The 19599-nt window shown below is 58.0% G+C and carries 15 protein-coding genes; 3 read left to right on the forward strand and 12 right to left on the reverse strand.

Features of this window, described 5'->3' with window-relative positions:
- Positions 1-71 precede the first annotated feature (71 nt).
- A complete protein-coding gene (locus ACTM86_RS00690) occupies positions 72-2216 on the forward strand; it encodes a YgiQ family radical SAM protein (protein ID WP_441014919.1) in 2145 nt (714 codons plus the stop codon).
- Here the strand turns inward: ACTM86_RS00690 and ACTM86_RS00695 are convergent.
- The 4 genes from ACTM86_RS00695 to ACTM86_RS00710 form a co-directional block, all read right to left on the reverse strand.
- Positions 2213-3124, reverse strand: a complete 912-nt coding sequence (locus ACTM86_RS00695) for a CPBP family glutamic-type intramembrane protease (RefSeq protein WP_441014921.1) — start codon at positions 3122-3124, stop codon at positions 2213-2215. The two genes, ACTM86_RS00690 and ACTM86_RS00695, sit on opposite strands and share 4 nt — an antisense overlap.
- Positions 3125-3212: 88 nt before the next feature.
- Positions 3213-3416, reverse strand: coding sequence for a type II toxin-antitoxin system RelB/DinJ family antitoxin (locus tag ACTM86_RS00700; protein WP_117647680.1), 204 nt, complete (start codon positions 3414-3416; stop codon positions 3213-3215).
- A 972-nt stretch (positions 3417-4388) separates the two neighbouring features.
- Positions 4389-6593: a DEAD/DEAH box helicase gene (locus tag ACTM86_RS00705; RefSeq protein WP_441014923.1), complete on the reverse strand. Its 2205-nt coding sequence runs from the start codon at positions 6591-6593 to the stop codon at positions 4389-4391.
- 610 nt (positions 6594-7203) lie between these two features.
- Entirely contained in the window at positions 7204-7770 is a 567-nt protein-coding gene (locus tag ACTM86_RS00710; RefSeq protein WP_441014925.1) for a GNAT family N-acetyltransferase, read from the reverse strand.
- Positions 7771-7992: 222 nt separating this feature from the next.
- Between ACTM86_RS00710 and ACTM86_RS00715 the strand changes: the two genes are divergently transcribed.
- A complete protein-coding gene (locus tag ACTM86_RS00715; protein WP_441014927.1) occupies positions 7993-8646 on the forward strand; it encodes a zinc-ribbon domain-containing protein in 654 nt (217 codons plus the stop codon).
- Between the two features lie 150 nt (positions 8647-8796).
- Here the strand turns inward: ACTM86_RS00715 and ACTM86_RS00720 are convergent, their stop codons facing one another.
- The 4 genes from ACTM86_RS00720 to ACTM86_RS00735 all read right to left on the reverse strand — a co-directional run bounded on the left by ACTM86_RS00720 (position 8797) and on the right by ACTM86_RS00735 (position 13740).
- Entirely contained in the window at positions 8797-9555 is a 759-nt protein-coding gene (locus ACTM86_RS00720) for a hypothetical protein (protein WP_441014929.1), read from the reverse strand.
- 31 nt (positions 9556-9586) lie between these two features.
- The gene (locus ACTM86_RS00725) at positions 9587-10660 is read right to left on the reverse strand and encodes a zinc ribbon domain-containing protein (protein WP_441014931.1); all 1074 of its coding nucleotides are present in this window, start codon (positions 10658-10660) and stop codon (positions 9587-9589) included.
- A gap of 189 nt (positions 10661-10849) precedes the next feature.
- Positions 10850-11830: an FHA domain-containing protein gene (locus ACTM86_RS00730; RefSeq protein WP_441014933.1), complete on the reverse strand. Its 981-nt coding sequence runs from the start codon at positions 11828-11830 to the stop codon at positions 10850-10852.
- On the reverse strand, positions 11818-13740 hold the full coding sequence (locus ACTM86_RS00735; protein WP_441014935.1) for a serine/threonine protein kinase: 1923 nt from the start codon (positions 13738-13740) through the stop codon (positions 11818-11820). The genes ACTM86_RS00730 and ACTM86_RS00735 overlap by 13 nt, the downstream gene beginning before the upstream one ends.
- Before the next feature lie 143 nt (positions 13741-13883).
- Between ACTM86_RS00735 and ACTM86_RS00740 the strand changes: the two genes are divergently transcribed.
- Entirely contained in the window at positions 13884-14309 is a 426-nt protein-coding gene (locus ACTM86_RS00740; protein ID WP_441014937.1) for a hypothetical protein, read from the forward strand.
- 189 nt (positions 14310-14498) lie between these two features.
- Here ACTM86_RS00740 and ACTM86_RS00745 read toward each other — a convergent pair whose 3' ends face one another.
- The 4 genes from ACTM86_RS00745 to ACTM86_RS00760 form a co-directional block, all read right to left on the reverse strand.
- On the reverse strand, positions 14499-16142 hold the full coding sequence (locus ACTM86_RS00745) for a zinc-ribbon domain-containing protein (RefSeq protein WP_441014939.1): 1644 nt from the start codon (positions 16140-16142) through the stop codon (positions 14499-14501).
- A 58-nt stretch (positions 16143-16200) separates the two neighbouring features.
- On the reverse strand, positions 16201-16398 hold the full coding sequence (locus tag ACTM86_RS00750; RefSeq protein ID WP_441014941.1) for a hypothetical protein: 198 nt from the start codon (positions 16396-16398) through the stop codon (positions 16201-16203).
- Positions 16399-16524: 126 nt separating this feature from the next.
- Complete coding sequence (locus ACTM86_RS00755) at positions 16525-16926, reverse strand: hypothetical protein (RefSeq protein WP_147579384.1); 402 nt, start codon at positions 16924-16926, stop codon at positions 16525-16527.
- Positions 16927-16953: 27 nt separating this feature from the next.
- Complete coding sequence (locus tag ACTM86_RS00760) at positions 16954-19596, reverse strand: GAP1-M domain-containing protein (RefSeq protein ID WP_441014943.1); 2643 nt, start codon at positions 19594-19596, stop codon at positions 16954-16956.
- Between the last annotated feature and the right edge of the window lie 3 nt (positions 19597-19599).

Genomic DNA, 19599 nt, shown 5'->3' on the forward strand with positions numbered 1-19599 from the left:
CCAGTCTTTTTAGCCCCGTCCCAAAAAGACTGGTTACAATTACGTGCAGCATACAAACACCGGGAGGAATCGTGGCAAAAAAGCCCCAGGACGCTCAGCACAACCAGCACGGCAAGCATGCCCAACGCGGCCAGCAGCAAAAGCGTGGAAGCAAAGCCCAGGGCTCGCGCCCCGCGCATGCCCCGGCAGCGCCTGCCCGCCCCTGGCGCCCGGGCCGCGATAAGTTCCTCCCCGTCAGCCGCGCCGACATGGATGCGCGCGGCTGGGACCAGTGCGACTTTGTCTACATCTGCGGCGACGCCTACGTGGACCATCCCAGCTTTGGCATGGCCATCATCAGCCGCGTCCTCGACGCGCACGGCTACAAGGTGGGCATCATCTGCCAACCCGACTGGACCGACCCCGCCAGCATCACCGTGCTCGGCGAGCCGCGCCTGGGCTTTCTCGTCAGCGCCGGCAACATGGACTCCATGGTCAACCACTATTCGGTGACCAAGCACCGCCGCCACACCGACGCCTATACCCCCGGTGGCGAGGAGGGGCACCGCCCCAACCGTGCCGTCACGGTCTACGGCAACCTCATCCGCCAGACATTCAAAGACGCCCCCATCATCATCGGCGGCATCGAGGCAAGCCTGCGTCGCTTGGCCCACTACGACTACTGGCAGGACAAGCTCAAGCGCTCGGTACTGCTCGACTCGGGCGCCGACATCCTCATCTACGGCATGGGCGAGCACGCGATTGTCGAGATCGCCGACGCGCTCGACGCGGGACTGCCCGTCGATCAGATTACCTATATCAACGGCACCGTCTACCGCACGGGTTCGCTCGACGAGGTCTACGACTACGACCTGCTGCCCAGTTGGGACGACCTTACCGCCGACAAGCTCAACTACGCGCGCAGCTTTAACGTGCAGCAGCAGAATATGGACCCCATCACCGGACATCGCCTGGTAGAGCCCTACCCCAACAGCGTCTATGTGGTGCAGAACCCGCCGTCGGCGACGCTCACCACCGATGAGATGGACGAGGTGGCCGAGCTCCCCTACGCACGCGATTGGCATCCCGATTACGACGCGGCGGGCGGCGTGCCGGCCTTTGCCGAGATCAAGTTTTCGATCAGCTCCAACCGCGGCTGTTTTGGCGAGTGCTCGTTTTGCGCGCTCACCTTCCACCAGGGCCGCGTGCTGCAGATGCGCAGCCACGACTCGATCATGCGCGAGGCCGAGCTGCTCACGCGCGATCCCGAGTTTAAGGGCTATATCAACGACGTGGGCGGGCCGACGGCCAACTTTAGCCGTCCCGCCTGCGACAAGCAGCTCAAGCACGGCGTATGCAAGAACAAGCGCTGCCTGTGGCCGAGCGTGTGCAAGAACATGGTGGTCGACGAGAGCGGCTACACCCAGCTGCTGCGCGACCTGCGCCAGCTGCCGGGCGTCAAGAAGGTCTTTGTCCGCAGCGGCATCCGCTTCGACTACACCATGGCCGATGCCTCGGACGAGTTTTTGCGCGAGCTGCTGGAGCACCACGTCTCGGGCCAGCTGCGCGTAGCACCCGAGCACGTGAGCGACGCGGTGCTTTCCGTGATGGGAAAACCGAGCCGAGCCGTCTACGATGCATTCTGCCGTAAATTTGAACGCTTGAACCGCGAGTACGGACTCAAGCAGTACGTGGTGCCGTATCTGATCTCGAGCCACCCCGGATCGACGATGAAGGAAGCCGTGGACCTTGCCGAGGCCGTGCGAGACATGGGCTACATGCCCGAGCAGGTGCAGGACTTCTACCCCACGCCGTCCACCATGTCGACGTGCATGTACTACACCGGCGTGGACCCGCGCACCATGGAGCCGATCTATGTGGCGCGCGACCCGCACGAAAAGGCCATGCAGCGCGCACTCATCCAGTATCGCAAGCCCGAGAACTACAAGCTCGTGCGCGAGGCGCTAGAGAAAGCCGGCCGTCGCGATTTGATCGGCTACACCAAGCATTGCCTGATCCGCCCCGTGCCGCCACGCCCGGGCGAGACATCTGCCGGCGGCGGACATGGCACCGGTAAGAAGAGCGGCAAGGGCCACGGTGGCGCTGGCGGCGCTGGAGCCAAGGGACCCAAGGGCAGCAAAGGGCACAACGGCATGTCGCGCGCGCAGAACACCGCCGGGCGCAACCGTGCGGCCCAGGGACGTCAGGGCGCCAACGGAGGCGGTCGCCGCAACTAAGGCAGCAGTGCGCTCGCTGCGTCCATCCCACACGCGTGGCGCAGCGAGCGCATTGCCTCAACGTGGATGACGCCGGCGATAGCGACCGTAATTACCACGTCGAGCGGCGTGTTCACAAACCACAGCAGGCCCATGAGATACGACCCGGCATTAAAGGCAAAGTGCAGCAGGATCGTGTAGCGGAGCTTTCCGGTCGTCACGAGCAACCAACCAAAGATGAGGGCGGCGGCACCCGCGTAGCAACCCTGCACCCAATTCATGTGCATAAAACCGAAGATTGCCGCCTGCAGCACAATCGCCGCGGCGACACCCCACGTGCTTGGGGCCGCCCAGGGCACTATGGCGCCGTCTTGCGCACTCGCACGACGCCGGCGCTTCCAGAGCGGACGGCACTGGGGATTAAACGCACGCAGCGAAAACTCAAAGATAACACCGCGCACCAGGAGCTCTTCGCAAAACGGCGCGCCGAGCACCGTGGTCAGGACGGCAAGAGGACTGGTATCGCCCATGCCCGTTTCCTCGACAAGCTCGCTGTAGTCGGCCGCGGCATCGGGCAACAGCGACAGCACGGCGTCGGTCACGTAGCTAACGACCACCTGCAGGGCAAGACCGATCACGATAACGCAGGCGATGCGTTTCCACGCCCCACGCGCTCCCCCGCCGAGCGGATGCTCGCTTTGCGAACGCGCCATAAACGAGCGCGGCCACAGATAACGCCACCACAGCAGCGCCATCAAAAACGACGCCGTCTGAGCGGCGGCCTGAAGCAATTGAATGTCGAGGTCATCGATCGAAAAACCCATGAACACCGATGCGACGCCAAGGGCGGAGAACAAAACGACGCTCAGGGCAATATCGACAGCGACGACGCAAAAACAGGCAAGCGCCCAAATCATCGCATTGAGCATGCCAGCCTCCTCAAAACCCGGTACTTGGGGACGTTCCTTAACTGCCGGCAGAAAATGAACGTCCCCAAGTACCGGCAGTTTGGGACAGTCATTGTTGATGAGAATCGGGTGCAGTGCCAAAGGCCCCGCTGGGTGAAATGTCGAACGGGAAGGTGCCGCAGCGATTGAACGCGGCGATAAACATGCGGATGGCGTTGGACGGCGTGGTGCCCACGAGCTGGGTTGCCGCCGCGAAGGCCGCCTTTTCCTCGGGCAAGACCTTCGCGACAACCGGGGTCATGTGTTCTGCCATGGCGCTTCCTTTTTGAAACAACGGTAGTGCGGATAGATGCGGGCCACGCGGCTGGGCGACGGGCTGGAAAGCAACCCGATTGGCCCGCATCTGGAGTTTGTTTCTGCGGCGTTGGTATTACTTGGTATTCCTAAGTTATACCCGGCAGATAGAATACCACAACCGGCCCCATGGGGACGGAGAAAAGACGGATTATTTTGTTGCTGGGTTAGTATTTAGAGCGTGATGATGTCCGAGATATCGAGGGCCTAAGCGTCGGCGTATGGCGCGCCCAGGCTGGGTATCCGGCGCATGGCGCCCTATTGTCTTGCATAATTTCGCTTGCGTCATGCATATAAAGACGGGGGCACCCCTTCTCGTCCCAACGTACCCCCGCTTGTAACGTGCAAAAACCGGAGTTTTCAGCATCGCGGCCCCCGCAGGCGGTGCCGCAAATCGTGGACGCCGCGCGATTGGCGTCGTTTTGGGGCACGGCGCGACGCGAAACGCGCGTTATCGCCGCGCCGGACGCCGTCAGCCAACCCAAATCGACTGCCGAAGGATCCCGCTGGCTCAAAAAGACGATTCCGGCGCGTATGCAGTCACCCCGGCTTGCTGAAAACTCCCGAAAATGCACGGCGCGCCCCGGGGGACCCGTGCGCGCCACGAAAAACACGCCCGCATCCAAAAGAATGCGAGCGCGAAAGCCGGATGGCGGCAAGGGCGCCAGGCAGCGGGCGAAATCCCCGGCGTGTCCGCCCGGGCACCGCAGCCGCCGCGCGTCAGCAGAAAACCTCATGCCCTGCGTTGATGTCGGCCCCCCGCATACGCGAATCTCCAACTAGGTCGATAGCCCGTATCCCTTGCCGCGACCGTCTCCGCGCGTTTCCACGAAGAAGACTGGCCCCACCTAATACTGAGCCCACTAAAAGGGCCCCGAGCATAGTCTGCTCGAGGCCCAAACTCGTGTCGCCTTACCGCACGACGCATATGTTACTTGCGCTTGCCGCCGCCGTCGCCGGGACGACGGGAGCTGCCGCCGCGCTTGCCGCCACGATTGTTACCATAGCTGCCACGGTTATCGCGACCGCCGGCACGGCCGCCACGGGAGCCGGCCTGGTTGCCGCCACGTCCGCCGCGATAGCCGCCGCGGCGCTCTTCGCGGGTATCGTCGTAGTTGCGCCAATCATCGCGACGATCGCGGCTGGCACGCGGGTCGCGACGATCGCGCGACTCGCCAGAACGGCCGGCGCCACTGCGGCCGCCATTGCCGCGAGCATCCTCGCGACGCTCACCGCCGCGGCCGCCGCGCTCGTCAAAGCGCTTGCCGCCACGGGACTCGCCGCCGCGGCCGCCGCGCTCGTCATCGCGACCGGAACGACGACGGTCGCCCGCGCCGCGCTTGCCGCCGCGCGAGCCACGGCCCTCGTCCTCGCGCTCAACACGGCGACGACCACCGCGGTCCTCGTCCTCGCGGCGACGGCGATGTGCCTCGCCCTGGAACTGCTTGGCACGGCGCTCGGCACGGTTGCCGCGCGGGGCCGGCTCGACGGCACCAGCACCGCCGCGCTCCTCGGCAGCCACCTCGCGGGCCACACTCTCCACGGCCTCGTCCACGCGAGCCTGAACGCCCTCGCGCACGCGGGTCTTGCCGCCGCGCTTGGGACGGCTCGGGCGCTCGCTGTCGCCGCGACGCTCATCGCGACCGCGGTTGGAACGACCGGCCACATCGCCGTAATCGTCGCCGTTGCGCTTGCCGTCGCGACGCGCCTGCTCAAGCTTCTTCTTGCTCTTGGACTTACCGCGCTTGGTCTTCTTCTTCACCTTAAAGGCCGCAGGGTCGCGCTCGGGGTCAACCGCGGGCGGATTGGGGCCCACGTGCAGGTCGCCGGCCTCGTAGATGTCGGCAGTCTTGTCCATGAGCTTCTCGATCTCGTAGAACTCTTCCACGTCCTGCTCGGTCACAAACGTGATGGCCCAGCCCAGCTCGCCGGCGCGCCCCGTACGGCCAATACGGTGGATGTAGTCGGTCGGCTCGGCCGGCACGTCAAAGTTCACGACGTAGCGCACGTCGCTGATGTCGATGCCGCGGGCGAGCACGTCGGTTGCCACCAGCACGTCGACGGTGCCGTCGCGGAAGGCCGAAAGTGCGCGCTCGCGCTGGGCCTGGCTGCGGTTGCCATGAATCGCGGCGGCCTTGATGCCCTTGCGCTCCAGACGACGGCAGCAGCTGTCGGCACGGTGCTTGGTGCGCATAAAGACGATGGTGCGCTCCGGGCCTTCCTTTTTGAGGAACTCGGGCAGCAGGTTGTTCTTGGCCTCGATGGACACCGGGAACACAAACTGGTCGACGGTGTCGGCGGTCGACGTGGCGGGCGCGATCTCCACGCGGGCCGGGTCGCTCACTAGGTCGGTAATCTCGCCCACGGCCTCCTCGTCGAGGGTCGCCGAGAACAGCAGCGTCTGGCGCTCGGCCGGCGTCTCGCGCACAATACGGCGAACGGCGGGCAAAAAGCCCATGTCAAGCATGCGGTCGGCTTCGTCGAGCACCAGCACCTTGACCTCGTCCAGGTGGCATGCACCCTGCTCGATCAGATCGACCAGACGGCCCGGCGTTGCGACCAGGATGTCGCAGCCGTACTTGAGGGCAGCGGTCTGCGGCTTGTAGCTCACGCCGCCCACAACGGTCACGGCAACATGGCCGGTGACGTCGGCGATCTTGCTCGCGACCTCGTCGATTTGCTGGGCGAGCTCGCGCGTAGGGGTGATGACGAGCATCACGGGGCCGCGGCCGTTGCCCTCGGGCTTTTTAGCACCGCGACGACGGTTACGGCCGCCGCGCTCGCGCACAGGTTTGGGAGGAGCGATGTGCTCCAGATTGTTCATGGTCGGCAGCAAAAAGGCGGCCGTCTTGCCGGTGCCGGTCTGAGCGGCGGCAAGCAGGTCGCGGCCCTCGAGCACCACGGGGATCGAACCGGCCTGCACGGGCGTCGGCGCCGTGTAACCCAGGTTCTCGATGGCACGAAGTATCTCGTCCGAAAGACCCAGCTCGTCAAAGGCGGGCAGGTTCTCGGTAGCGGACTCGACGGTCTCGGCGGCGCTGGCCTCGTCGGCCGCATCGAAGGCAGCCTGGGCCATGGCCTCGCGGGTCTCGTCCAGGATCTCGACGTCGGTGACGTCGGATACAGAATTACGCATATGTTGTTGTTCCTTATCTGCACGCGCAAGGGGCACGGCATGCGGCCGCGCGGGCGTGCTTGGTAGTGCGCTAGTACATACAAAAACGGGTGCGCACAGAGAGGACGTTGCTCAGCACGCTGGCGATCGCTTTGGCAGCCATATCACGCGCCGTCCAGACGCAGCAGCTCTAAGCGATGGAGCAGATTCGCCGCGGGTTAGTATACCTGCACTCCGTATGCCCCCACGTAAACCACAGATGACGAGGCGGACGGGGCGGGTCTGGGCCAATTGTCTCAATCTGTAACAGTTACGAGGCAAAACCAGGTCTACACGTTACGAATCGAGACATTCAGTCAGCCTCCTTGGCTAACATCTCAATCTGTAACATCTACAGGCCGAATCTTCGTCTAGGTGTTACAGATTGAGACAAACGGTCGACACGGTTCACAAACATCTCAATCTGTAACAACTAGACCCCGTATCCCCCGCCAGATGTTACAGATCGAGACAGACGTGCCGAGCACCAAACCCGACAGGCCAAAAAAGACCGGACGTCCAGCCATCACAACTGGAACGTCCGGTCCCGTCAAACATCAACTAGGGAAGCTAAACCAACACCTCGCAACCCCTACTCCGCGTCCGGATCCTTAAAGTTCTTGGGATCCAAGACCATGCAGGTGTAGGTGATGTCGTGGTCATCGTCGGGAATGGGCTCAAACCCGTTCTTGCCAAAGAAGTCGATGAGCAGATGCGCGAGCTTAATCGGATCCGCATCAGCATCGTCAAAGAGATATTCGCTCAGATTCAGGAATGTAGGCTGCTGTTCGCCCTCGCTCTCCCAGTATCCCAACAGGGCGTCGTGCACCAGGCGCGCGCCATAGCCGTTACCGCGGTAGTCGGGGTCAACATACACATGGCTCAAAAACGTCGACGTGTACTCGTTGAGCGGGTGCTCCGTAACGGCATCCGGCAGGTCGGGGTCATCTGCACCGCCCGTTACGCAAAAACCGACCAGCTCATCATCGGCAAAGACGCCCCAGAGGTAATTGTTCTCTTCGCCTCCATCGCCGTCCTCGTCCTCTTCCTCAATGTAATCCGCATATGCATCGTAGACCTCGTAGCCCGACTGCTCATCCAGATCGACCATTTCGTCGACGTCGTCGGGACCTAAAGCCCTTACTTCAACCTCGGCCATTGTCCTGTCCTTTCTCTTATATCTTTAGGACGAGTTGAGCATACGGCGTTGTTCCAGAAATCCGTTGCGCAACAAAGAGCGCTGCCTCAAGCAACCGACCAACTCGTCAACAACACCGCATTCTCAAAAATCCTTGATGTTGCGCAACAGAATCATATTTCGCGGCTCCAGAATACGAATTGTCGAAAGACAGCCGAAACCATCAATTGGAAAGGAACTACAATGGCACTTAAGCTCTCTAACCTCGAGTACAGCAATGATCTCGGAGATCCGATTGTCACCTCGGTCGGAAATCGCTCAATCGAGGACTGCATCACCATTGCCAACGATGCTCTCAACAGCCTCGCGGCTAATTCTCCCTACAGCTATAAGATCAGTGTTGGCAAGATCAAGGTAGTCGATGGCGGTCTCTTCAAAAAGACGCAGATTCCCGCGCTTCAGATTTTCGCATACGGAATGCAGTCCCAGGTTTGGGCAACGTACGTTTGCGTCCTCCAGGGTTCTGACCTCAAGACCTACCGCTGCCCGAGCACACGCGCCGAAGCGGCAGAGCAGGCTGTAAGGGCCGCCGAGGAGCAGGCAGACATGATGGACGAAGACGGTCCCGCCCTCAACAACATGCTGAACCGCGGAATCGGAAAAGGCTTTGCCAAAAAGGCCGAGAAGCTCGTCGACGACATCGACATTGCAGCAGAGGCCGACTTCTGCAATTCCGTCCAGACCGTACTTGAGCACTTCGAGGACGCGGCGGCAGGTAAAGACCTGTCCAGCTTTGCCCAGGCCGCTGGCAATGCAGGCGGCTTCTGCCCCAACTGCGGTGCCCCCGTGGAAGCCGGCGCTGCGTTCTGCCCCAGCTGCGGCAACAAGCTTGCTTAACAAATAGCGAATAGAATCCCTAACGCCCTCCCAGAAGAGCAATCTTCTGGGAGGGCGTTTTGCTTTGGAATGTAACCACGAGGAGGCCCCGCTGGCGCAGCGACACGTCGGCGGGGCCTCCTTAGAAAACGATTTCTAATACGAAGGCACCTAATCCTGCGATTGGGACTTCTCCGACAGCCATTCACTATTGAGCAAACGAATAACGTGCCCCAGTCCCACAGGGGGTATAACGGACTCGGTCATTTCTACAACGCGATCGGAATTCGCCGCGCAATCAACTAGAAGCGCTTTGACATCCGGGGGTAGAACAGCGCCGCTCCTGTTCTTGGCAATCGCCTTGTCCATTTCGCAAGAGGACAGAAATACGTTAAGTAACGGGAGTCCATCTGCCGTCTCCCCGCGAGCAACAAACCAGTGGCAACCCTTCTGCCACAGCTTGTCTTCCTCTCCTTCGGCAATGAAAACCTCAATCAGCTGATCGCCTTCACGTCCATCAGGACGATCGACCACGCGGGCAACCAGGGGCCCAATAGAAGATGAATTCTGAATAATTCTCGCGAGACTCTCTAAACCAAGTACCACAAGGGGGACTACATATGAGGCACAGAATCGCTTGTCAGCAAGTGGGTCATCATAAAGGCGGAATTGAAGCGTAGTAAGATCGTTGTCCAACTTGCTCGCCTTTTCATGCTCACCTGCCTGACAAGCCTGGAGAAATTCATCAAAGGAACCGCGCGGCAAAGATCTCTTTAAATCCAGCGATATGCCGCACCGGCTGGCTGCCTCTTGGTTGATTTGCGCGACTGCATAAATAAAGGTATGTTTTGCAGCCTCAAGAAAATCAAACATTTGGTCTGCAAACGGAGCCACAGCCTGGAAAGCCGCTTCCATATCTGGACGCAGCATCTTGCCCTCTTTGCGAAGACTGTACGCCTGATTATAACAGATTATACAGCGGAATGAGGTACAAGATGTAACCCCTTGTTTTCGCTTCGACCCGAACGACTAAAGTATCCCACCACTGTTTGCCCATACCAGCGCCCGAAGGAGCCAACTGAATTAAGTCGCCTCCGTAATACCAATCATCAGGCCCTTGGACAATTTTCCAGCCCTCCTGGCCCATACGATGCCCAAGTTCGACGACCGCTTGATACGGATTAACAGATGGGTCCAGAATCGTATAGGACTCGATATCGTCGCGCATCACTCCGTCGATAGGAGAAGGGTACCTTCCCTTCTTGAAGCCAGCGGCCTGCGCAAGGAGGTCGTCCGAATTCTCATTTATCGCCTCTGTCAGCGAAGCCTCAATTGGATTGCATAATGGAGTTGCATCGACAATCCAGAGCACAGGGCGTAGCGGTTCGCCCCCCTTAGAATTGAGCCTAGCAAACGTCATCGCGACAACACAGTCGGTCCGACCGAAAGCATCGGGACCGACAAAGACGCGATGGTCGGTTTTACGAATACGGTAATAGTAGAAAATGGCATCGTCCCCATAGGCCTCTTGCACTATCAAATTGAAGGGGTTTGCCTCAATTGGGCTCTCGGGATCTGGAACATTCGCCGCAATGGTAATTCCGCCCCCGCGAGTAATGTCGCGGTCGATTTTTATTTTCAGAGACGATCGATCGTGGTCTTCGGCGACATCGATAAGCTCGAGTGCCAAAACATCCAGAGAGAGTGAACCCCCGCCTCTAACAATAAAAGCATCACAGTTGGAAATGTTGCAAAAGCCAATTACATCGGAAATCTGAATCTCATGCGGCTTACTTACGCTCCCCGCAAGATCCCATAGTTCGCTTGGAAAGCGACGGTCCGCAAGAATTCGATCGGCGACCTCATTCCACGAAAGGTCCGGAAAGACGTAGTCGGGCAGCACCTTTGATGTCGTAGCCGCTTTGGTGGTCCCTGTCTGCGAAGCGCCGCATTTCCCACAAAACATCGCTCCCGGCAATAGCGGAGCACCGCATTGCGTGCAAAATGCGCTCTCCGCCTGGATGCTCGCCGCCACGTCCGCAGCATCGGCAGCCGTCTTTGATATTAAGAGCGCTTCCCGCAGATGACAGCCCAGACTTTAGATTATCGAATAGGCCCATAACATGCCCTTTCTCGTCGGAACGATACCTTTATCTTTTCGTAAACCCAAAAGGACAAAAAACGTTGCGCAACACCGCCGAACGGTTGGATGTAGAAGCTGCAGCTATCCGATTTTGCCTCGCGCAACGATATACGTCACTTTGCCGCCAAGGCAAAGCTCATCCCCCACTTTGATTTCCACCGGCGGGTACTCACGCCCCGGCTCGGCCTCAGAGCTCGGGGGCTCAACGACCGTCAAGTCTTCGGCGCCGCGTTTGAGTACTGTTCCCGCTGTTGAACCAAGACCCTGCGCATACCAACGACCACCCTCGCACCAAATACGAAGGTGACGGGCGCTTACACAGCCATCGGGCGCACCGATCACGTTTGTACCAGTTGGCAAATAGCCAATGACAGTGCCTTCTGGATCTTGGGACAGCTCATATGCCGGCAGGCGCACGACGCTGCCTTCCCGCAAGATAAGGCCAAGCGTTGTAGAAGCGCTATCGACGGGGCTCGTTACGGAGGCATAATCATTCTTACCGTTATCGAGCCTAAGCGTCGTTGAGCTAAAGTGCCCGCCCATGCATCGCTCCAGAAAGTCCTCGACTAATTCTGCCGCACGCGTCGGATCCTGGAGGCAGCCCGCCACTACAAACAGCATGACGAACAGAGCAGCTCTATCCTTGCCGGCAGGAAGCACTGCCATGTCGATACACCTGACCGCATTAAGATACGTCTGCCCGCTCAACCCCCACGCATCGAATGCATCGGCCATAGCGTGGGCAGCCGGTCCGCGGTAGTGATCGGCAATTTTAACGCGCGACGCTGCACCGGAGCCCTGTCGTGCCGCCAGTCGCGCCATAACGTTGAGCGAGGCGTTTTGGAGATCGCCAAAATGCGAGGGATTTGTCTTGGATGGGACAATGTCAACGTAGTTGCGCATAATGCTCGAACGATGCATGACCTCGAGCGACTCACGAGGAGACATCCCGCCGGCAACAGGTCGAACGGAAAGCAATAGGCAGCACGCATCGTGATAGTCGAGGCCCGCAAACCCCCTTAAATCCTCGAACATGATACGGCGCGGTGTTATCTCTGCCATAAAACATCCTCCTCAGCAGGGACTACGCCCTGGCTATCATCGCTAACGCAATTCGTTTCTTGAACCTCAGAACTCTCCTGGTGGCCGGGGAGTTCCGACCCAAACGCAATCCGTGCGGCACACGACACTACGCTAAGCGCAAACATGATTGCCAAAATTATTAGCAATCGCCAACCGAGTTTTCGCACGGGACGCGAATGACGAACGTCCCTAAACCCAATAGATGTGCCACTGCTCGAAACGGCCCCTCGTTTCTTTTTTCTCGAACTCGAAAAGCCCGAGGGAACAGGGGGCGCCGGTGCAGAAGTCGCCGGCGCAGGAGACGGTACGGGAGGCGCAGGGGGCGGCGGCACGGGGCTCGAAGAAGCAGAGGCAGAACGGGGTTTCGAGGCGCGGGCAGTGCCTGATCCTCCACCTCTTTTCGGTCGCGGCGATGCAGCCCCCGCGGCGGCCGAGCCCGCAGCAGCACCAGCAGCGGCACCAGCAGCGGCTGCGGCGGATGCAGTGCCGGCCCTCGCCGTCGATGCAGCGCCAGCCCCCGCCGCCGCGGCGCCTGCCGCACTCCGTGCGGTGTCAGGCGTAGGCACGGGCACCGGCGTGGGAACCGGAACGTGCTCCGCACCGGAAGCATCAAAATAAACATCAGGCTCAGACCAAGCGTCCCCTGTTGGCTCCGGCTCGGACACCGGAGTTTTACGGGACGCTTCAAAACGCTCCTCAGCATGCGGCATAGGCACAGTTGCCGATTCTGCCACCGGAGCCACAAAGTCGTTCTCGAACGGGTTGGATTCCGTAAGAGGTACGACCACCGCATTGCCAACAGGCGTCGTTTCATCCCAGCCCGAATCCGCATCATATTTTTCGGGCATTTCAACCGGCTTAGGAGCTGCGACCGTTCCGTTTCGTTGACGACCCTCATACCAGCATTCAAGCTCGTACAAAAGGCCATCCACCGTTGGCCTGGCCTCCTGAGAAGGCCTGATACCGCTCATAATCGCATTGAGCAACGGCGCCTCGTATGTGCGCCGGGCAACAAGCGGTTTTGGATCCATGCTCATTTTGGTGCGATAATCTGACCCTCCAAGAGAGTGGGTAAGGTCGAATGGCGTATGCCCCGCGTAAAGTTCATACAGCACGCTGCAGAGTGCATAGATATCAATTGCGGGATTGTTTCTAAGCTCTTCCACGCCCTCTACGTCTGCCGTCAGCATCTCGGGAGGAGCGTAATCTCGCGTGGCCCCACGCATCATGCCCACACGCTGCGTAAAGGCCATGGGAATATCTTGGCATTCTGTGGTCGAATTGCCAAAATCGATCAGGCACGTATCGAAGGCGCCGGCAGCAATCTGCTGAGACAGGCTCATATCCTTGGTGCGAAACATAATGTTATTAGGAGAAATATCGCGATGCACAAGGCGGCTGTTCAGGCGCTCGACACCCTGCAAGATCTCCAAGACCGAAATGCCCACTTGTGCCACGACTTCACCCTGAACACCGTCGCCTTCATGAGGCAGATCGGGTACAGCATGCGCCAGCGTGGTGCCCTCGATCCATTCCATAAGGATAAGCGGCTCGCCCTTCCACGACCCATAGCCATAGACCTGTGGAAAGCCTTTTAGCCTAGATACTGCGAGTTGGTTTTTATATTCTTCGAACAGCATCTCCCTCAGCTCAGAAGGCGAGCAATCGCTGTTGGAATCGGGTGCGTTTAACCGCTTGAGGGCAAAAACCTCTTCGTAAAGGTTCACCACCTTGGCAACCGCACCAAAACCACCATGAAGCGTGCTCCCCGGTTGAAGAAAGAGCATATCAAAACGCGATGTGAGCTCCTGTTCACGCCCGGGCTCCACAGGAATGCTGGGCGTAAAACCATCAAGCTGCACAACCTCGAGCTGTTCCAAATTATCCATGGCTCCCCCATTGCAATCGTCTGAGCAAAAGTATCACGCAGGCATGCTCGAATATGTTGCGCAACAGGCACGAAAAGGGCTGTCGGATAATTTGCACTGAGAGTACGCCTGCCCTATGCAGGCAAATTGTGAGAGGAGGCCACATGACCGCATCAGATATCACTGTCGAACAACTACAGAAACGATGCGCGCCCGGATACCCCATGGGGCCCATAGTGGTGTCCGGAGCTCAGTGCTTTGCAGACACGACATGGTCCGATTTTGCATTTCGGGCCGCAAAGCAAGAGGAGTTGCGCATAACCGTGCGTACGGGACTCGAGGCAATCCAGGGAGGTGTCTTTTTTGGAAAGCGCCTGCGAGCCTTAGAACTAAATCTGCTTCGTCCCGAAGGACCGGCACGCATCTACATAACGGTAGAAGCATGCTCTAGCAACGCAAAGCTCATGGCGTGGCGCTGTGATCTCTCCGGAAACAATGCAGCGACCAACAAACAAGTCGAAAGCCTTATGAAGGCCATCGGCAACATTGCAACCGAAAGCACAGCAATGGGAGCGACGACACTCCCCTAGCATAATATGTAAATGGGGCGGCTTTGACCGCCCCATTCTTATAACAAGATGAACCTCTGGCCCTAACAACAAATCCGCCCTCATTTCCTTAAGCAAGAAATGAGGACGGATGATATAGCTTGCGTGCTTACAGTTGATCAACACAAGAATTGGCGAGTCTTTTTACACCTTGGAGCCCTCAAAGTTAGCTTAGCCATTCATTAGGATATCGTTCAAAGTAGCAAAAGTCGAGAGAACCGCCATGATTGCAGCTGTATGAAAATCGATAAAAGTGCCGAGAAGGGCGATAAACGCGTCAACTACCTCTTTCTCGTCGTTGGACAAGGTGACACCAGCCTTGTCCTTGGCCACCAGCTCGTAAACATTGTCAACCATATACGCGTAATAAACGGCACCATCTCTCACGTTTTCTTGTAAGAGCGTGAGATACCTCATTTTTTCCATGCGCCTCCCCACCTCAGCAGAATAGATACGTATCACCTGTCGATTATCTGCGGGCAACATGTCTACATTAACAATGAGCTTATCCCCAAAAGCCTGTTCAGAATACTTTTTGATATATTCAGCAACCTGTTGAATATCCACCTCATTGCCACGAAATAGGAAATAAGAATCAACCTCTTCAGTTCCAAAAACAGGATCGGCATGTGTGACCCTTTGGTAAGCCGCGGCCCCTTCGAGCAAGGACATCTCGTTGCAGCCCGTATCCACATACGCTTGCCATGTATCAGTCGGCATAAGATGCGGAGGTTCGACCGGAACGCCCTGATGCTCCGGCGCAACGCCCATCACCGGTTCTCCGCACTTGGGGCAGAACTTGGTGCCCGACTCAAGGGAGGCGCCGCACGCACCGCAGAACTTTTGCTCCTCGGAGGCAACCGGTTTTTGGACAGGAGAGGCCCCCTCTGCGGGAGCGGGTTTTTCGGCAGCGCCCTTCTTCGTAGAGGGCGCAGCGTCCCGCCCTTCGTCCACGCCGTTGTATCCGTCTTTAAAGTTAGCTTGGCCATTCATTTGGCGGTCGTTCAAAGAAGCAAAGGCAAAGATAACCCCGTTCGTTGCAGTTGAAATAAACTCGCTAAAAGTGTCGTGAAGGGCAGCAAACCTGGCAAGTCTCTCATTCTCGTCGTTGGACAAGATGACACCGGCATCGGCCTTGGCCTGCAGCTCGTAAGCATCGCCAACCATATACAGGTAATAAACGGCGCCATCTCTCACGTTTTCTCGTACGAGCGTGAAATACATCATTTTTTCCAAGCGCCTCCCCACCTCAGCAGAATAGATACGAACCACCTGTCGATAATCTGCGGGCAGCATGTCTACATTAACAATGAGCTTATGCTTAAAAAACTGTTCAGATAGGCCTTTGATTACTCCAGCAACCTTTTGAATAGCCATCTCATTGCCATGAAGTAGGAAATGAGAATTAACCTCTTCAGTTCCAAAAACAGGATCGGCATGTGTAACCTTTTGGTAAGCCGCAGCTCCTTCGAGCAAGGACATCTGGTTGCAGCCCGTATCCAAAAACGCTTGCAATGTATCAGTCGGCATAAGATGCGGAGGTTCGACCGGAACGGCCTGATGCTCCGGCGCAACGCCCATCACCGGTTCTCCGCACTTGGGGCAGAACTTGGTACCCGGCTCGAGGGAGGCGCCGCATGCGCCGCAGAACTTTGGCTCCTCGGAGGCAGCCTGCTTTTGAGCAGGGGCAGTCTCCTTTGCGGGTGCGGGTTTTTGAGCAGTATTTTCCTTAGTGGAAGGCGCAGTGTCCTGCTCTTCGTCTACGCCGTTGTATCCGTCTTTAAATGCTTGAACAAAAGAGCCAAACAGTCCCATGGTATTCTCCTATTTTGATTAGTAGTTGCATACAGGGAAACTAAATCCCATCGCTCCCCTACGAGCGCTTATGGAAAAACAGCTTGTAGCAAATAAGCGCAGCCACCAGGGCAAACAGAAAGCCTTCCCAGTTGCCTCGGATGAGCGCCGTAAGGCCGATGAGCAGCATTGCCAAAGCCCCCACGACGCCAATGAGCACCCAGTTGGCGGCAAAGTAAACAGAAGGCCCACGCCTCCTGTGCTCAGAAAAGGACATCTTGCTCGGCGAGTACGCGCCATGTCCACCCTTTTGCCTCCTCGAATCATATTGAGGACGCCAAGAACCGCTTCCAGCCATTCTTCTTACCTTCTTCCTATCAGAACGAGCAACCCGCCGTCCTCGTTACATCCAATGACTCATTACGTAGTTCTCAAAGCGCTGGCCATCAGCCGGAACCAAGCGAATGCGAACAAGCTTTCTGGTGCCCATAATCTTGAGCGTATAGCAACGCTTGCCAAACTCGGTCCAACGCTCAAAATCTCGAACGTGGCTGCCCACGCGGATGATGCGCTCGACCTCTTGAGCCGGGCCAACCAACGCAGAAATAGGATCTTCCATGGCACGCTTGATCTGCTCGGTGCGCGGCTCCCTAGTGCGGAGCTTAATGTAGTTGGGATAAAGACCCATATGGCAAATCATGCCATCGACATCGGCGCCGATAAACGACTCATCGGCATCGGAATAGCCTGCCGCCTTACCGTAAGCGCCCTGCGCCAGCCCAGAAACCTTATTAAACAACCCCATGGTCATCACCCGTCTGCTTAAACTTACCTACTTTCTAAAGAACGGCAACCCGCCCTTTTTGACATTGTCAGCGAGAATCGCGTCAATCTGTTGCGCAACATCGGCAGGAGCCGTAATTCCCAGCGCCTCGAGCGCGCGGGGCCCGCAGTAACGGGCACATTCGTGCTTAAGGGCGCCATGGTTTTCGAGCTTAACTTTGGGAAGGACCTTGCCCATAGCGGCGTGCATGTCTTCGCGATTCACTCCGTAAACCGCTAGGTACGAAAGAACCAGTGCCAAGCGATCGAACGATCCCTGTCTGCCGCGCGAATACTTTAAAGCAAGCTGAGCGCAGGCCTCGAAGGCAGGCAACCAGCAAGTGGCCGACATTGCAGCCATGGCAAAGGCAAAATCGCCAAGGTCCTTGCAACATCCCAAAACACCCTGGGCGAAAGCGTCGCAGATCCTATCTCGGTCACGGCCCTCAACGTCGGAAAAATCGACAGCCCCACGGTAGCTTTTTAGGATATCGGGAATTCCCTGATATGCCCTGAAATCCGCGCTCGCCTGAGAAGCCCTCCCCAACTCCGCAAGTGCCAGTGCGAGCATGCCCTGGCGACCAAGCACCGCCGCATTCGCAGCCCGGGAATAGCCATAAAGGGCGCGCAACGTCCTAAGATCTTCTTTTGAGGGATTCAAAGGATCGATTCCATCCGTAAGGCCATGCGAAGCAGTGCCCATCGTTTTTACCATGGGTGGGCAACACACCAACTTGTTACTGGGAGCCGCCTTGGCAAGCGATTCAACAAGCTCACGAAGTATTGAGGTCGCTTTTTCGCTGCGACAGCTCAACAGGTAAGCAACATATAAGGACGTAGCATCGGTATAACCTATGGCAAGCGCCTTATGAGTAGGGAATCCTTCCCTACAGCAGATTTTATACAGATCCGACGCAGCCTCTACGCCCTCGACGTGACCCAAGCCAAACGAGAACATGGTTCCCATGTCTTGTTCGCGTCCATGGTCGCTCAGCCACACAAGACCACGCGGAAGTTCTCCAACCTTGGCATACGGAGCGCGAGCAGCGATGACCCCCCAAATGCCATTAATCTCCTTCGGGGCAACAGCGCACACCGCCGTCACCGCTGCCTCGACGGCAGATTCGTAAACATCGAGCGAATGGGTGAACCCGTTGACATAGGCAATCACAGCCGTCGATAGCTTCACGCGATCAAGAGCAAAGGCCGCTTGCAGGGCCCCAGCGGCAAAGCGTCCAAGCTCGCCGTCGGGACCAGCTTCCTCCAGCGTACACTTGCGGGCCGCAGCAGATTTAGAGAACAGATCCAGCAAATCGATAATCTTTTGAACGTCCGATACCTCGCCCGGCGCAAACAGCCACGAAGAATCGCCGCCGCGCTGAAGAATTGCCAAAAGGTCGAGGCCGGCACGTGAGCAAGATTCGCATAGCGAGCTCATCTGTTTGGGGAAGTCCCGCGGCGCCACCGAGGCATCGGAAAGCAGACGCGATACCGTAGCGGCCGCGACGGCGCACACGCCCTCGCGCCTCTCGGCATCCATTCCGCCTACACGCCGCAGCAGATAGCTCAAAACAGGGATGAGCACGCCAAGACCCATATCCGCCAGCGTATCAAGCGAATCTACGAGCTGATTGGTGAGTTGCGCGTTTGTTGCCTCGTCGGACGAAGCCTCTGCAAAGGAGAGTGCACGTAGAAGCCTGCCCGCGTCCGCATCCGGCTCGCTCTTTCCAAGCAGTGCCCACAAATCATGGGCATCGTCCAGTGCGCCCAACATGAATTTGGCCGTCGTGTGCTCCTGGACAAAGCTGCAGAAATCCGCGAGGCGCTTGGGGTTCAGCGAATAGGAAAGCTCGACAAATCCCAGATATCCGTCAACACCTGCGTAGGATCCATTGCTGTCCGGGTTATGGGGATCAAAGACGATCCAACCACTTGTCACGTAATCCGGAGCCGCCGCGATGGCCTCGGCAGAAGCGTTGATGATATCGCCCGATGCCTCGGTTGCATCATCGGCACCCAGCACAAAGGAAATTTGGCGTGACAAACGCAGCGGCAAGGCATAAGAAATGGCTCCGATAATCTGAGCCGCCTCCTCCGCCGTGGCAACGACAACAAGCTGCTTGCCGCCCATCTTTGCCGCAAAGAGCTTTGCCAGCAGCTCCCCCATGGAGTCTGCCATGTCCTCGTCCTCGAGCCATTCGCAGACTTCATCAAAAGTAATATTGCCAGCGGGGGCCAAATCTACGCACGGCAGATAGTCGGGCTTCTCCGCGCTCTGAACTTCGGGCCCCATCTGCGAACGCAGCACAGACGAACCCATGAGTTCAATGGGCGCAAACGACATATCAGCCCAGGGAACAAGAAACGACTGGCGCAACATATTGCCCGAACGCCCCTGCGGCCCCATGTAGTCGTGAGGCAGCCGGGTGTTGTTGCAGTATAGACAGTAGTCCCCATCGAGCGGATGATAGCCAAAGATAGAGAAGCCCAAATCGTGCGGAACAGAGTCGACAAACAGGGCGTTGTAACCCTGAGATGAACCGGCTGCGGGAATAGACGGAAGCTTCTCGTCGTACGAGAAGACCTGGAAGCCATCGGAGGTCCCCTCTATGCCGCGGCGACACGAGGTATAGATAATCTGGTGAGCAGCCATGTT

Origin of the sequence: Collinsella sp. HCP3S3_E11 (assembly GCF_052067375.1) — a bacterium.
Lineage (GTDB): Bacteria > Actinomycetota > Coriobacteriia > Coriobacteriales > Coriobacteriaceae > Collinsella.